This window comes from Streptomyces sp. NBC_00667 (assembly GCF_036226825.1).
Taxonomy (GTDB): Bacteria; Actinomycetota; Actinomycetes; order Streptomycetales; family Streptomycetaceae; genus Streptomyces.
In genome coordinates this window covers 1,110,826-1,124,404 of sequence record NZ_CP109022.1, presented here as the reverse complement: position 1 = coordinate 1,124,404, position 13,579 = coordinate 1,110,826, and the positions used below count along the sequence as shown (strand labels likewise).

The following is a 13,579-nucleotide window of genomic DNA, read 5'->3' as shown; positions in this document are numbered from 1 at the left end:
GGATGCCCGGCCCCGCCCGTCAGGCCGGCCAGGCCGCCGCGAACGCCTGCGCCGACCAGGAGCCGTGCAGCGGCGCCGCGAGCCAGCCCGGCGCCGCGGCCCGGAAGCCGGCGGGTGCCAGGGCGCCGGAGCCCTGCGGGACCGCGCCGAGCAGCGGCAGGCCCGACACCGCGGGGAGGTCGGCCAGGTTGCAGCGCGAGGCGAGGTCGGGGGAGGCCGGCCAGCTGCCGATCACCACGCCCGGCGAGGTGAGCCCCCGCGCCCGCAGCGCCTCCGCCGTCAGGGTCACGGAGTTGAGCGTGCCGAGGGCCGCCGGGGCGACGACCAGGACCGGCGCACCGAGCAGCCGCGCCGCGTCGGCCAGCGTGTGCCCCTCCTCGTCGAAGCGGACCAGGAGACCGCCCGCGCCCTCCACCAGGACCAGGTCGTGCGAGGCCGCCAGCTCCTTCGCCGCCTCCGCGACGACGGCAGGGGACAGCGTCGGCAGGCCGGCGCGGCGGGCCGCCGTGTCCGGGGCCAACGGCTCGGGGTAGCGGGCCAGTTCCCGTGCGGTGACGGAGGGCCCCGCGAGGCGCACCACCTCCGCCGCGTCACCCGGCTCGTCCGGCCCCACGCCCGTCTGGGCCGGCTTGAGGACCGCCACCGACCGGCCGGTGGCCACCGCGGCGGCGGCGACCGCCGAGGTCACCACCGTCTTGCCGATCTCCGTGCCGGTACCGGATACGAAGAGGATCGTCATGTCAGCCCTCCTGAGCGGCCGCGCGGACGGCACGGCAGATGCGGGCCACATCCGCGTCGCCCGTCACGAACGGCGGCATCGTGTAGATCAGGTCGCGGAACGGGCGCAGCCAGACGCCCTCGCGCACCGCCGCCCGTGTCGCCGCGGCCATGTCGACCTCGTGGTCGAGCTGGACCACGCCGATCGCGCCCAGCACCCGTACGTCCCGCACCCCGGGCAGGGCCGAGGCCGGGGCCAGGCCCTCCAGCAGACCGGCCTCGATCCGCTTGACCTCCGCCTCCCAGTCCTGGTTCAGCAGCAGCTCGACCGAGGCCAGCGCCACCGCCGTGGCGAGCGGATTGCCCATGAAGGTCGGCCCGTGTGCCAGGACCGGCACCTCACCGCGTGAGATCCCGTCGGCCACCCTGGCGGTGCACAGCGTCGCCGACAGGGTGAGGTAGCCGCCGGTCAGGGCCTTGCCGAGGCACATCACGTCGGGGGTGACGCCCGCGTGGCCGGCGGCGAACAGCGCGCCGGTGCGGCCGAAGCCCGTCGCGATCTCGTCCAGCACCAGGAGGACGTCGTACTCGTCGCACAGCTCCCGCAGCACGCGCAGGTAGCCCGGGTTGTGGAAGCGCATCCCGCCCGCGCCCTGCACCACCGGTTCCACGATCACGGCGGCCAGCTCGTGCGCGTGCGCGGCGATCAGGGAGCGCAGGTGCGCGGTGTACTGCGGATCCACCGGGGTGTCGAAGCCGCCGGGCGGGACGTCGGCGAACACCTGCCGGGGCAGTTGCCCGGACCACAGCTCGTGCATCCCGCCTTCGGGGTCGCAGACCGCCATCGGCTGCCAGGTGTCCCCGTGGTAGCCGCCGCGCCAGGTCAGCAGCCGGGTCTTGCCGGGCCGTCCGACCGAGCGCCAGTACTGGAGGCACATCTTGACCGCGACCTCGACCGAGACCGAGCCGGAGTCGGCGAGGAAGACGTGCTCCAGACCCTCCGGGGTGATCTCGACAAGTTTCGCCGCCAGCCGGACGGCGGGCTCGTGGGTGAGCCCGCCGAACATGACGTGCGACATCCGCCCGAGCTGGGCGGTGACGGCTTCGTTCAGCACCGGGTGGTTGTAGCCGTGGATGGCCGACCACCAGGAGGACATGCCGTCGACCAGCTCCGTGCGTCCGTGCGCCGCAGCGCCGAGCCGCAGCCGGACGCCCGCGGCGGAGGAGACGACCAGCGGTTCCTGCCTCCCGGGCATCGGGCCGTACGGGTGCCAGACGTGCTGCCGGTCCAGCGCGAGCAGGCCGGCGGTGGAAAGGGGGTGCTGGTCAGGCATTCGGCGCGAGGTCCGTTCCCGCGCCACGGCGGCGTACCGCCACCAGGTCCGAGCGCACCTCGCCGGCTTCCGCCTGGACGGGGGCGGGGGCCTCGTGCTCCGAGTGCCCCGAGCAGCCGCCGCACGCCGACCCGCAACCGGGCGCGTCCGCGGAGTCCGTGGGGGCCGCCGAGCCGCAGAGCGAGCCGCCGCCCGCGGCGCCCGAGCCGCAGCCGCCGGCCGCCTCCTGCTCCGAGCGGTGCGCCGGGAGGGTCGTCGTACCGGCGCCCTCCACCTCGAAACCGGCGTCCGCGATCATGTCGAGGTCGGCCTGACCGGCCTGGCCCTCACTCGTCAGGTAGTCGCCGAGGAAGATGGAGTTCACCAGGTGCAGGGCCAGCGGCTGCATGCTGCGCAGGTGCACCTCCCGGCCGCCCGCGAGGCGGACCTCGACGTCGGGGCAGACGAACCGCACCATCGCCAGGATCCGCAGGCAGCGCTGCGGGGTGAGGTTCCACTCCTTGGCCAGCGGGGTGCCCTCGAAGGGGATCAGGAAGTTGACGGGCACCGAGTCGGGGTCGAGTTCGCGCAGCGAGTAGACGACGTCGACCAGGTCCTCGTCGCTCTCGCCCATGCCCGCGATCAGACCGGAGCAGGCGGACAGACCCGCCGCGTGGGCCTTTTGTACGGTATCGACCCGGTCCGCGTAGGTGTGCGTCTTGGTGATCTGACCGTACGTCGCCTCGGAGGTGTTGAGGTTGTGGTTGTACGCGTCGGCGCCCGCGTCCTTGAGGCGCTCCGCCTGGCCGTCGGAGAGCAGGCCGAGGCAGGCGCAGACCTCGACGCCCTCGTTCTGCTCCTTGATCGCCTCGATCGTCTTGCCGACGCGCTCCACGTCACGGTCCGTGGGACCGCGTCCGCTCGCCACGAGGCACACGCGCTTCGCGCCGCCCGCGACCCCGGCCGCGGCGGCCTGGGAGGCTTCCTCGGGCTTGAGCCAGGTGTACTTGAGGATCTCCGCCTTCGATCCCAGGCGCTGGGAGCAGTAGGAGCAGTCCTCCGGGCACAGCCCCGACTTGAGGTTGACCAAGTAGTTCAGCTTCACCCGCCGGCCGAACCACTGGCGGCGTACCTTGCCGGCCGCGGCCACCACGTCGAGCAGTCGGTCGTCGGAAGTCGCCAGTACGGCGAGTGCCTCTTCGCGGGTCGGCAGCTCGCGCCGCAGCCCCTTTTCCACCAGGGTGTTCAGCAGGTCCATGACGCCGATCCTGGACCACACGACCACTCACGGCCAAGGAGAGATCGCACAACATCGCCCGAACCGAGTGTGTGTATCACCACACCGGGTGCTCGCGCCTGGGCAGCTAGGGTCTAGAAACCGTCCGGCCGTGATCCGCCGGACGCCCCGTAGCAGGCCTGTGGACAGCCGACAAAACACGAGGACCCCGCCGATGCTCCAGCACCCCCCCGAGCCCGTGGACGTCTTCGCCTGGATCGACGAAGCGGAACGGGCCCGCGAGCGGGCCGGGCTCGTGCGGACGCTGCGTCCCCGTCCGGCTTCCTCGCCGCTGCTGGACCTCGCGAGCAACGACTACCTGGGCCTGTCCAGGCACCCCGAGGTCATCGCCGGCGCCGGGCGGGCCGCCGAGTGCTGGGGCGGCGGGGCCACCGGCTCCCGCCTGGTCACCGGCACCACCGAACTGCACGCCACGCTGGAGCGCGAACTCGCCGCGTTCTGCGGCTTCGAGGCCGCTCTGGTGCTTTCGTCCGGATACGCGGCCAACCTCGCCGCCGTCACCGCGCTGAGCGGCCGCGGGGCGCTCGTGGTCTCCGACGCGGGCAACCACGCCTCGATCGTCGACGGCTGCCGGCTGTCGCGCGCCGACGTCGCCGTCGTCGCGCACGGGGACGTGGACGGCGCACGCAAGACGCTGGCCGGGCACGAAGGCCGTTCGCTGCTGGTCAGCGACTCGGTGTTCTCCGTCGACGGGGACGCCGCCCCGCTCGCCGGCTACGCCGCGGCCTGCCGCGACGAGGGGGCCGCCCTGGTCGTGGACGACGCCCACGGGCTCGGCGTCCTGGGCGAGGGCGGCCGGGGCGCCCTGCATGCGGCCGGTCTCGCGGGCGCGCCGGGCGTGGTCGCGACGATGACCCTCTCGAAGTCGCTGGGCAGCCAGGGCGGCGCAGTGCTCGGACCGGCGAAGGTGATCCGGCACCTCGTCAACACGGCCCGGACCTTCATCTTCGACACCGGACTGGCTCCGGCCGCCACGGGCGCCGCGCTCGCCGGTCTGCGCCTGCTGGCGCGGGAACCGGAACGCGCCGCGCGGGCACGGGAGGTGGCCACTCTGCTGTACGGACGGCTCACTGCGTCCGGCCTGACCGCGGCCCGGCCGGACGCGGCCGTGGTGTCGGTACGGGCCCCGTCGGCTTCGGCGGCACTGCGCTGGGCCGCCGACTGCCGCGAGGCAGGTCTGTCCGTGGGGTGTTTCCGGCCGCCCTCGGTTCCGGACGGCATCTCCCGGCTGCGGCTGACCGCCCGGGCCGATCTCACGGGGGAGGAGATCAGTCGGGCCGTCGCGGTGATCCTGCGTACCGCACCCGCGGGAGCCACGGACCGCTGAGCGTCACGCCGGGGCGTCCGCCCTCACCGAGGCGAGGAAGCCGTCCCAGGCGGGTCCGGTGAAGAGCAGGGCCGGGCCCTCCGTCCGCTTGGAGTCGCGGACGGCCAGGAGACCGCCACTGAGGACGGCTGCTTCCACGCAGTTGTTCATTCCGGTACTGCGGCTGCTCCGCCGCCACCGCGCGCCGATCAGAAGTCCGCTGGTGGATAAGGGGGTTGCGGACACGGGGGTGCCTCCTTACGCGTCGTCAGCGATAGAGCTGATCAGATCCGACGAGTCCTGGGGCGGGAGGGCGTGCGCCTGGATGGTGCGGAACGCGGCGCTGTACGCCTCTAGGTCTTCCTTCCGCTCCAGGTAGAGGCTACTCGTCAAATGGTCGAGGACCACCACATCCAGATCGGCGATGTTCGGAAATGAGAAAATTACGAACGGTCCGGTCAGGCCGAGATGACCCCCCACGCTGAACGGCAGTACCTGTAGGCGCACTTGGGGCAGCCGTGCCACCTCCACCAGGTGCCGCAACTGCTCCCGCATCACCCCCGCCCCGCCGATCTGCCGGCGCAGCACCGCCTCGTCCAGTACCGCGCTCAGTTCGAGCGGGGGGTCGGCGCGCAGTACCGACTGGCGTGCCAGACGTACGTCGACCAGCGCGTCCACCTTCGGCTCCGGCAGCCCGCCCAGCGCGGCCCTGGTCACGGCGCGCGCGTACTCCGGCGTCTGCAACAGACCCGGAACCACCGAGAGTTCGACGGTACGGGCGGAGCGGGCCCCCGCCTCCAGGCTGATGAAGTCCCGGTATTCCTGGGGCAGCAGCCCCCGGTAGTCGTGCCACCACTGGCGGCCCGGCGCGCGGTCTGCCCCCGCCCCGGGGCCCGCCGCCGAGGCCCCCAAAGCCTCCAGCAGCGCCCGCTGCTGGGTGCTCACCACGTCCCCGTAGGCGTCGAGCAGGAGGCGGATGTCTGCCGTTTTCACGCCACTTCGACCCGTTTCGATGCGGCTGATTTTCGACTGGTGCCACCCCACCAACCGGGCGGCCTCACCACTGGTGAGACCACTGCGGTCACGGAGCGCACGCAATTCCTCGCCCAGCTTGCGGCGGCGTACCGCGGGGCCGTGCTGCATACCCGCTCTCCTTCCACCGGCACACCTCGCACCAGTCTGCCGTCCAAATACGCTCTTCCGTAGCAGAGTTCACCGCATCGAGCGACAGATATATGCATATCTTGGGGGAACGAAGGAAACGGCGGCACGATGGGTGCACTCTGACGCTCAGCGTAGATCCGGGGCGGCTGCGCCCCGGTGGGAAAGGGACGTCGCCATGGCAGATCACCAGGAAGCATCCGTCACTCTGCCGAGCGACCCGGCCGCGGTCGCCGCTGCCCGCCGGTACGTCGTGGAGGTGCTCGGTGAATGGGGACTGCCCGAGGAGTCCGAGACGGCCGACACCGTCCGGCTGATCGTCTCGGAACTCGCGACCAACGCGGTGCAGCACACCTTCGGCCAGTCGCCCACCTTCACCGTGGACGTCCACCTGGAGCGCGGAGAGTGGCTGCGGGTCGGGGTGACCGACAGCCATCCGCGCCGGCCCCGGCGGCTGCCGGCCGCCGTCCAGCAGGACAACGGCCGGGGGATGGTCATCATCCGCTGGCTCGCCGCGGAGGCGGGCGGCCGGCTCTCCGTCACGCCGACCGAGGACGGCGGCAAGACGGTGTGGATCGCACTGCCCTGGGCGGCGGGGGCCCCGGCGAGGACCGCCACCGGCTGTTGAGGGTGCCGGGCATCCGCCGGCCCGGCTGCGCCCGGGGCTGAGCGGGCCGGCCCCGCTCAGGCGATGCCGCGCTCCGTCGCGCTGCGTTCGATGCACAGCTCGTTGCCCTCGGGGTCGGCCAGCACGACCCAGCCGGCGATGCCGTCCTCGTCCCGGCGGTCGTCCACGACCCGCGCCCCGAGACCGACGAGCCGCTCGACCGTCTCGTCCCGGGTGCCCGTGGGCGGCTGGATGTCCAGGTGCACCCGGTTCTTCACCTTCTTTCCGTCGGGCACCCGGATGAACAGCAGGCCCGGCGCACCGGGCTGACCCGGCTCCAACTGGATCTCCTCGTCGCCCTCCACGCCGTCCTCGGCGATCGCGTAGCCGGTCACCTCGGACCAGAACCGCGCGACCTTCCAAGGGTCGAGGGCGTCGAACGTGATGTTGCGGACGGGGTTCAGCATGTTGACCTCCATGCGGCCTCGGTATGCGCAAGCCCGCGGAACTCGCCCACGGGTTGAACCGGACGCCTCCCGGAAACGTGGGTTAACCCGGCGGAAAAGTGCGGGTTCTACTCTGGCGCCCGCGTGCTTCCGCCAATGATCAGCCATGAGCCGGTAAAGCAGTGGTGATCGGACCGGAAAGTCTCTCCCTGTGTTGGGCAAGACATGCTTGGCACGGATATGCGCAGGTCAACAAAGTGTTGAAGCGGCTTAGGGTCTTCTTGGCGCGAAGTTGATCTTGTCCCGGAAACTTGGTGATACGTGTGCAACTGACACCGCACGAGCAGGAAAGACTGCTCATCCACGTCGCGGCTGATGTGGCCGAAAAGCGCAGGGCGCGCGGGGTGCGCCTCAACCACCCCGAGGCGGTGGCCCTGATCACCTCGCACATCCTCGAAGGCGCCCGCGACGGGCGGACCGTGGCCGAGCTCATGGCCTCCGGCCGCACCGTGCTGCGCCGCGAAGAGGTCATGGAGGGGATCCCCGAGATGATCCACGACGTCCAGGTCGAGGCGACCTTCCCGGACGGCACCAAGCTCGTCACTGTCCACGACCCCATCGTCTGAACGGGAGCACCCGCATGATCCCCGGCGAAATCGTCTTCGGGGACGGTCCGGTGCGCCTGAACGAAGGCCGCGCCATCACCCGTCTCACCGTGCTCAACGCCGCCGACCGCCCCGTGCAGGTCGGCTCCCACTACCACTTCGCCGAAGTCAACCCGGGCCTCGACTTCGACCGCGCCGCAGCCCACGGCCTCCGGCTCAACATCGCCGCCGGTACCGCCGTCCGCTTCGAGCCGGGCATCCCCGTCTCCGTCGAACTCGTCCCGCTGGGGGGCCTGCGCACCGTGCCGGGCCTGCGCGGGGAAACCGGAGGGCCGCTCGATGGCTGAGATCTCGCGCCGGACGTACGCCGACCTCTTCGGACCGACCAAGGGCGACCGCATCCGGCTCGCCGACACCGACCTCTTCGTGGAGATCGAACAGGACCTCAGCGGCGGCCCCGGACACTCGGGGGACGAAGCCGTCTTCGGCGGCGGCAAGGTCATCCGCGAGTCCATGGGCCAGGCCCGCACCACCCGCGCCGAAGGCGCCCCCGACACGGTGATCACCGGCGTGGTCATCCTCGACCACTGGGGCATCGTCAAGGCGGACCTCGGCATCCGCGACGGGCGGATCTGCGGCATCGGCAAGGCCGGCAACCCCGACACCATGGACGGGGTCGACCCCGCCCTGGTCATCGGCCCCGAAACCGAGATCATCGCCGGCAACGGGAAGATCGTCACCGCCGGCGCCATCGACGCGCACGTGCACTTCATCGCCCCCACCGTGATCGACGAGGCCCTCGCCTCCGGCATCACCACCCTCGTCGGCGGCGGCACCGGACCCGCCGAGGGTTCCAAGGCCACCACCGTCACCCCCGGACCCTGGCACCTGGCCAGGATGTTCGCGGCGCTGGAGGCCTACCCCGTCAACATCGGCCTGCTCGGCAAGGGCAACACCATGTCCCGCGAGGGCATGTACTCCCAGCTGCGCGGCGGCGCCCTCGGCTTCAAGATCCACGAGGACTGGGGGGCCACCCCGGCCGCCATCGACGCCTGCCTGACCGTCGCGGAGGAGACCGGCGCCCAGGTCGCCATCCACACCGACACGCTCAACGAAGCCGGGTTCGTCGCGGACACCCTCGCGGCCATCGCCGGGCGGACCATCCACTCGTACCACACCGAGGGCGCGGGCGGCGGCCACGCACCGGACATCATCACCGTGGTCTCCGAGCCGAACATCCTGCCCAGCTCCACCAACCCCACCCGGCCGCACACCGTCAACACCATCGAGGAACACCTCGACATGCTGATGGTCTGCCACCACCTCAACCCGGCCGTCCCCGAGGACCTCGCCTTCGCCGAGTCCCGCATCCGGCCGTCCACCATCGCCGCCGAGGACGTCCTGCACGACCTCGGCGCCATCTCCATCATCTCCTCCGACTCCCAGGCCATGGGCCGGGTCGGCGAGGTCGTGCTGCGCACCTGGCAGACCGCCCACGTGATGAAGAAGCGGCGCGGCTTCCTGCCCGGCGACGGCCCGGCCGACAACCACCGTGCCCGGCGCTACGTCGCCAAGTACACGATCAACCCCGCGATCGCCCAGGGCCTCGCCCGCGAGATCGGCTCGGTCGAGGTCGGCAAGCTCGCCGACCTGGTCCTGTGGACCCCCGCCTTCTTCGGGGTCAAGCCGGAGGTCGTCGTCAAGGGCGGCCAGATCGCCTACGCGCAGATGGGCGACGCCAACGCCTCCATCCCCACCCCGCAGCCCATCCTGCCCCGGCCCATGTACGGGGCCCTCGGGCGCGCGCCGGCCCTCAACTCGATCAACTTCACCGCGCAGGCCGCCCTCGACGACGGCCTGCCCGAACGGCTCGGTCTCGACAAGCAGTTCGTGGCCATCGAAAGCACCCGCAAGGTGAGCAAGACGGACATGCGCAACAACGAGGCCATGCCCAGGGTCGAGGTGGACGCCGACACCTTCACCGTCACCATCGACGGTGAGGTCGTGGAGTCGGCCCCGGCGGCGGAACTGCCCATGGCACAGAGATACTTCCTGTTCTGATGGGCGTCTGCCGATGAGCCTCGCCACGCTGCTCGTCCTCGCCGACGGCCGCTTCCCCGCCGGAGGGCACGCCCACTCCGGCGGGGCGGAGGCCGCCTGCAAGGCGGGCCGGATCCACGACGCCGCCACGCTCGCCGAGTTCTGCCGGGGCCGGCTGCACACCTCGGGCCTCGTCGCAGCCGCACTCGCGGCGGCCGCCGCCCACGGCCTCGACCCGGCGGAACTCGACGCCGCCGCCGACGCCCGCACCCCCTCGCCCGCGCTGCGGTTCGCCGCGCGGCGGCTCGGCCGGCAGCTGCTGCGCGCCGCCCGGGCCACCTGGCCGGCCGCCGAACTCGACGACCTCGCCGCAGCCTTCCCGCGCGGGGCCCACCAGCCCGTGGTGCTCGGCGTCACCGCGCGGGCCGCCGGGCTCGGGCCCCTGGACGCCGCGCACGTGGCGGCGTACGAGAGCGTCAGCGGTCCCGCCACCGCGACCGTGCGGCTGCTGGGCCTGGACCCCTTCGAGGCGAGCGCGGTACTGGCCGGCCTCGCCCCCGCACTCGACGCCGTGTCCGGGCGGGCCGCGAGCGCCGCCCTGCTGGCCCGTCACGAGGGCTTGGAGGCGCTGCCCGCCTCCTCCTCCCCGCTGCTGGACATCGCGGCGCAGGTCCACGCCGACTGGCCGGTCCGGCTCTTCGCCTCCTGACCGCCCCCCACCCAAGGAGAAACCATGCACCTCGACCACGGCGGGAGCTATCCCCACCGCCACACGCACAGCGCCGAGCCCGTACGGGCCGACGGCACGCGCCGCGCCCTGCGCGTCGGCCTCGGGGGACCGGTCGGCTCCGGCAAGACCGCCACCGTCGCCGCGCTGTGCCGGGCCCTGCGCTCCGAACTGTCCATGGCCGTCGTCACCAACGACATCTACACCCGCGAGGACGCCGAGTTCCTGCTCCGCGAGGCGGTCCTGCCGCCCGAACGGATCGCGGCCGTCGAGACCGGGGCGTGCCCGCACACCGCCATCCGGGACGACATCTCCGCCAACCTGGAGGCGGTCGAGGAACTGGAGGAGCACGTCGGTCCCCTGGACCTGATCCTCGTCGAGTCCGGCGGGGACAACCTGACCGCCACCTTCTCCCGGGGCCTGGTCGACGCCCAGATCTTCGTCATCGACGTGGCCGGCGGCGACGACATCCCGCGCAAGGGCGGACCCGGCGTCACCACCGCCGACCTGCTCATCGTCAACAAGACCGACCTCGCCCCGCACGTCGGCTCCGACCTGGACCGGATGGCCCGTGACGCCGCCGAGCAGCGCGGCGACCTGCCCGTGGCGTTCCAGTCCCTGCGCGGGCCCGAGGGCGTCACCCCGGTGGCCGACTGGGTGCGCGAACGGATCGCGGTCTGGGCCGTACGGTGACCAGCGCACCCCCCGTCGCCCCTGGGGCCCACGCTCCGGCGGGGCTGCGGGCCACCGCCCGGATCGCCGCCGTGGCCGACGGCCGGGGCGGCACCGCCCTGCCGCTGCTGGCCGGGGAAGGCCCGCTCGCGCTGCGCCGCACCCGCGGCGAGGGCGCCGAGGCCGGCGTGATGCTCGTCGGCGCGATGTCCGCACCGCTCGGCGGAGACCACCTGAGCGTCGAGGCCGACGCCGGACCGGGGGCCCGGCTGGGGCTCCGCTCGGCGGCGGCCACCCTGGCACTGCCCGGCCGGGGCGGCGCGCCCGCGCGGTATGACGTACGGCTGACGCTGGCCGAGGAGGCGGCCGTGCGCTGGCTGCCGGAGCCGCTGGTCTCCGTACGCGGCAGTGACCTGCGGGTGCGCACCCGCGTGGAACTCGCCCCCACCGCCAGGCTGCTGCTGCGCGAGGAGCAGGTGCTCGGCCGCACCGGGGAGGCACCGGGCCTGCTGCGCAGCCGCCTCACCGTCTCCCGTGGCGGCCGCCCGCTGCTCGACCAGGAACTGGCCTGCGGGCCGGGAGCCCCCGGTGGCTGGGACGGCCCGGCGGGACTCGCGGGCCACCGGGCGCTCGGCCAGCTCCTGGTGGTGGACCCGCAGTTCGCCGAGGCCCCGCCGACACCCGCGGTGCTGGGCGAGTTCGCGGCGGCGACCCCGTTGGCCGGGCCGGCCGTCCTGGTGACGGCCCTCGCCCCGGACGCGCTGCGGCTGCGGGAACTGCTCGACGCGGCCTGCGCGACGTACGGCTGGTAACGGGAGGGCGGACCTGGGGCGAACCGGACACCGCTCAGCGGTACACACTCGTCCGGATATCGGCTTGGCAAAGAACCGGACCGTGCACTGTCGCCCGCTCCCGGTCAGGCGCAAGGATCCCCCTGCACGTCAACGACCGAAACAGACCAACACGGCTGCCCGTGACGGCACATGACGCAGGGGGAACAACCACGTGATACGCACCGCGGCGCTGGGGAGCGCCGCCACTCTGATCACCGGCGCTCTGGCGGCGAGCCTGCTGCTCGCCCCGACCGCCGAGGCCGCTCCGGCCTCCGGTGACAACGGCTACAACGAGGCGATCGGCGTTCAGGTCGCCGCCGCCCGCGCCGCCCGCATCGGGATCGATTGGAAGGACTGCCCGGCCGACTGGGGCTTCGAGAAGCCGATCCAGTGCGGCTGGGTCAAGGTCCCGCTCGACTACGCCAAGCCGTACGGCAAGACCATCGACCTCGCCGTCGACCGTGCGCTGAGCACCGGCACCAAGGAAGAGCGCCAGGGCGCGCTCGTCTACAACCCCGGCGGCCCGGGCGGCTCCGGCATGCGCTTCCCGCGCCGGATCACCACCAAGTCCCCGCTGTGGGTCAACACCGCCAAGGCGTACGACTTCGTGGGCTTCGACCCCCGCGGCGTCGGCCACTCGGCGCCGATCTCCTGCGTCGACCCGCAGGAGTACGTCAAGGTCCCGAAGGCGGACCCGGTCCCGTCCAACGAGGCCGACAAGCGCGCCCAGCGCAAGCTCGCCGCGGAGTACGCGGACGGCTGCAAGGAGCGCAGCGGCGAGATGCTGCCGTTCATGACCACGCCGAACACCGCGCGTGACCTGGACGTCATCCGGGCCGCGCTCGGCGAGAAGAAGCTGAACTACCTCGGCGTCTCCTACGGCACCTACCTCGGCGGGGTCTACGCGACCCTGTTCCCGGGCCACGTGCGCCGCATGATCGTCGACAGCGTGGTCAACCCGGAGCAGGACAACATCTGGTACCAGGCCAACCTGGAACAGGACGTCGCCTTCCAGATGCGCTGGAACGACTGGGAGGACTGGGTCGCCAAGAACGACGCCGTCTTCCACGTCGGCGACACCCGCGCCAAGGTCGAGGCCAAGTGGCTGGAACTGCGGGCCAAGGCCAAGGCCAACCCGCTGGGCGGCGTGGCCGGTCCGGCGGAGCTGATCGGCTTCTTCCAGAGCGCCCCGTACTACGACTCTTCCTGGGTGCCCACCGCCCAGGCCCTGAGCGCGTACGTCGCCGGTGACGAGCAGCCGCTGATCGACGCGGTCACCCCCGACCTCGCCGACATCAAGGGCAACATCGCGACGGAGAACGGCAACGCCGTCTACACCGCGGTCGAGTGCGCCGACGCCAAGTGGCCCACCAGCTGGGCCAAGTGGGACCGGGACAACACCGCGCTGCACAAGAAGTACCCCTTCCTGACCTGGTCCAACGCCTGGATGAACCTGCCCTGCGCGACCTGGAAGTCCAAGCAGAGCAGCCCGATCGAGGTCGGCGCGAGCGCCAAGCGCGGTCTGCCGCCGGTCCTCGTCGTCCAGAGCGAGCGCGACGCCGCCACCCCGTACGCGGGCGGCGTCGAGATGCACCGCCGCCTCGGCGGTTCGCGTCTGATCACCGAGAAGAACGCGGGCTCGCACGGTGTCACCAGCCTGGTGAACCCCTGCATCAACACCCGGGTGGACAGCTACCTGCTGACCGGCAAGGTCGACGCGCAGGACGTGACGTGCGAGCCGCACGCCACGCCGGTCGCCCCGGCCCCGGCCACCGCCAAGTCGGCGGCCGTGTCCCAGGGCGCCGAGCTGGCGCCGCGTGAGGAGCTCCCGGCCGTCCGCTAGGTCGTCGGCAGC

Annotated in this window: 15 protein-coding genes; 9 read left to right on the top strand and 6 right to left on the bottom strand. The window is 72.5% G+C overall.

Annotated features, from left to right (window positions below):
- Positions 1-19: 19 nt before the first annotated feature.
- The 3 genes from bioD to bioB are packed head-to-tail and all read right to left on the bottom strand — an operon-like array spanning position 20 to position 3,288.
- Complete coding sequence (gene bioD, locus OHA81_RS05430; protein ID WP_329193295.1) at positions 20-739, bottom strand: dethiobiotin synthase; 720 nt, start codon at positions 737-739, stop codon at positions 20-22.
- 1 nt (position 740) lies between these two features.
- Positions 741-2,051 (bottom strand): adenosylmethionine--8-amino-7-oxononanoate transaminase, encoded by a 1,311-nt coding sequence (locus OHA81_RS05425; protein ID WP_329193293.1) that lies wholly within the window; start codon positions 2,049-2,051, stop codon positions 741-743.
- Complete coding sequence (bioB, locus tag OHA81_RS05420) at positions 2,044-3,288, bottom strand: biotin synthase BioB (RefSeq protein ID WP_329193290.1); 1,245 nt, start codon at positions 3,286-3,288, stop codon at positions 2,044-2,046. The genes OHA81_RS05425 and bioB overlap by 8 nt, the downstream gene beginning before the upstream one ends.
- Positions 3,289-3,481: 193 nt before the next feature.
- On the opposite strand from bioB, the gene OHA81_RS05415 reads away from it, so the two are divergent.
- The gene (locus OHA81_RS05415; protein WP_329193288.1) at positions 3,482-4,654 is read left to right on the top strand and encodes an 8-amino-7-oxononanoate synthase; all 1,173 of its coding nucleotides are present in this window, start codon (positions 3,482-3,484) and stop codon (positions 4,652-4,654) included.
- A gap of 3 nt (positions 4,655-4,657) precedes the next feature.
- Here OHA81_RS05415 and OHA81_RS05410 read toward each other — a convergent pair whose 3' ends face one another.
- Positions 4,658-4,879: a DUF397 domain-containing protein gene (locus OHA81_RS05410; protein WP_329193286.1), complete on the bottom strand. Its 222-nt coding sequence runs from the start codon at positions 4,877-4,879 to the stop codon at positions 4,658-4,660.
- Between the two features lie 12 nt (positions 4,880-4,891).
- Positions 4,892-5,776: a helix-turn-helix domain-containing protein gene (locus tag OHA81_RS05405; RefSeq protein ID WP_329193284.1), complete on the bottom strand. Its 885-nt coding sequence runs from the start codon at positions 5,774-5,776 to the stop codon at positions 4,892-4,894.
- Between the two features lie 196 nt (positions 5,777-5,972).
- Between OHA81_RS05405 and OHA81_RS05400 the strand changes: the two genes are divergently transcribed.
- Positions 5,973-6,422: an ATP-binding protein gene (locus OHA81_RS05400; protein ID WP_329193282.1), complete on the top strand. Its 450-nt coding sequence runs from the start codon at positions 5,973-5,975 to the stop codon at positions 6,420-6,422.
- Between the two features lie 56 nt (positions 6,423-6,478).
- On the opposite strand, the gene OHA81_RS05395 is transcribed toward OHA81_RS05400, so the two are convergent.
- Positions 6,479-6,880 carry a VOC family protein gene (locus tag OHA81_RS05395; protein ID WP_329193281.1) on the bottom strand — a complete coding sequence of 134 codons (402 nt, stop codon included), beginning with the start codon at positions 6,878-6,880 and terminating at the stop codon, positions 6,479-6,481.
- 290 nt (positions 6,881-7,170) lie between these two features.
- On the opposite strand from OHA81_RS05395, the gene OHA81_RS05390 reads away from it, so the two are divergent.
- From OHA81_RS05390 to OHA81_RS05360, 7 genes are all read left to right on the top strand, one after another.
- Entirely contained in the window at positions 7,171-7,473 is a 303-nt protein-coding gene (locus OHA81_RS05390; protein WP_136211538.1) for an urease subunit gamma, read from the top strand.
- Positions 7,474-7,487: 14 nt separating this feature from the next.
- On the top strand, positions 7,488-7,799 hold the full coding sequence (locus OHA81_RS05385) for an urease subunit beta (RefSeq protein WP_329193278.1): 312 nt from the start codon (positions 7,488-7,490) through the stop codon (positions 7,797-7,799).
- The gene (locus tag OHA81_RS05380) at positions 7,792-9,513 is read left to right on the top strand and encodes an urease subunit alpha (RefSeq protein WP_329193276.1); all 1,722 of its coding nucleotides are present in this window, start codon (positions 7,792-7,794) and stop codon (positions 9,511-9,513) included. Before OHA81_RS05385 ends, OHA81_RS05380 begins: the two co-directional genes overlap by 8 nt.
- Before the next feature lie 13 nt (positions 9,514-9,526).
- A complete protein-coding gene (locus OHA81_RS05375) occupies positions 9,527-10,201 on the top strand; it encodes an urease accessory protein UreF (RefSeq protein ID WP_329193274.1) in 675 nt (224 codons plus the stop codon).
- A gap of 24 nt (positions 10,202-10,225) precedes the next feature.
- Positions 10,226-10,912 carry an urease accessory protein UreG gene (gene ureG / locus OHA81_RS05370; protein WP_329193272.1) on the top strand — a complete coding sequence of 229 codons (687 nt, stop codon included), beginning with the start codon at positions 10,226-10,228 and terminating at the stop codon, positions 10,910-10,912.
- Positions 10,909-11,703 (top strand): urease accessory protein UreD, encoded by a 795-nt coding sequence (locus tag OHA81_RS05365; RefSeq protein WP_329193269.1) that lies wholly within the window; start codon positions 10,909-10,911, stop codon positions 11,701-11,703. The genes ureG and OHA81_RS05365 overlap by 4 nt, the downstream gene beginning before the upstream one ends.
- Before the next feature lie 193 nt (positions 11,704-11,896).
- Positions 11,897-13,567, top strand: a complete 1,671-nt coding sequence (locus OHA81_RS05360) for an alpha/beta hydrolase (RefSeq protein WP_329193268.1) — start codon at positions 11,897-11,899, stop codon at positions 13,565-13,567.
- Positions 13,568-13,579: the final 12 nt, after the last annotated feature.

Bases quoted from the DNA above. Each gene is read 5' to 3' on its own strand.
- bioB (WP_329193290.1), bottom strand. From the start codon at position 3,288: ATGGACCTGCTGAACACCCTGGTGGAAAAGGGGCTGCGGCGCGAGCTG.
- OHA81_RS05385 (WP_329193278.1), top strand. From the start codon at position 7,488: ATGATCCCCGGCGAAATCGTCTTCGGGGACGGTCCGGTGCGCCTGAAC.
- OHA81_RS05395 (WP_329193281.1), bottom strand. From the start codon at position 6,880: ATGGAGGTCAACATGCTGAACCCCGTCCGCAACATCACGTTCGACGCC.
- OHA81_RS05380 (WP_329193276.1), top strand. From the start codon at position 7,792: ATGGCTGAGATCTCGCGCCGGACGTACGCCGACCTCTTCGGACCGACC.
- ureG (WP_329193272.1), top strand. From the start codon at position 10,226: ATGCACCTCGACCACGGCGGGAGCTATCCCCACCGCCACACGCACAGC.
- OHA81_RS05400 (WP_329193282.1), top strand. From the start codon at position 5,973: ATGGCAGATCACCAGGAAGCATCCGTCACTCTGCCGAGCGACCCGGCC.
- OHA81_RS05375 (WP_329193274.1), top strand. From the start codon at position 9,527: ATGAGCCTCGCCACGCTGCTCGTCCTCGCCGACGGCCGCTTCCCCGCC.
- bioD (WP_329193295.1), bottom strand. From the start codon at position 739: ATGACGATCCTCTTCGTATCCGGTACCGGCACGGAGATCGGCAAGACG.
- OHA81_RS05425 (WP_329193293.1), bottom strand. From the start codon at position 2,051: ATGCCTGACCAGCACCCCCTTTCCACCGCCGGCCTGCTCGCGCTGGAC.
- OHA81_RS05405 (WP_329193284.1), bottom strand. From the start codon at position 5,776: ATGCAGCACGGCCCCGCGGTACGCCGCCGCAAGCTGGGCGAGGAATTG.
- OHA81_RS05415 (WP_329193288.1), top strand. From the start codon at position 3,482: ATGCTCCAGCACCCCCCCGAGCCCGTGGACGTCTTCGCCTGGATCGAC.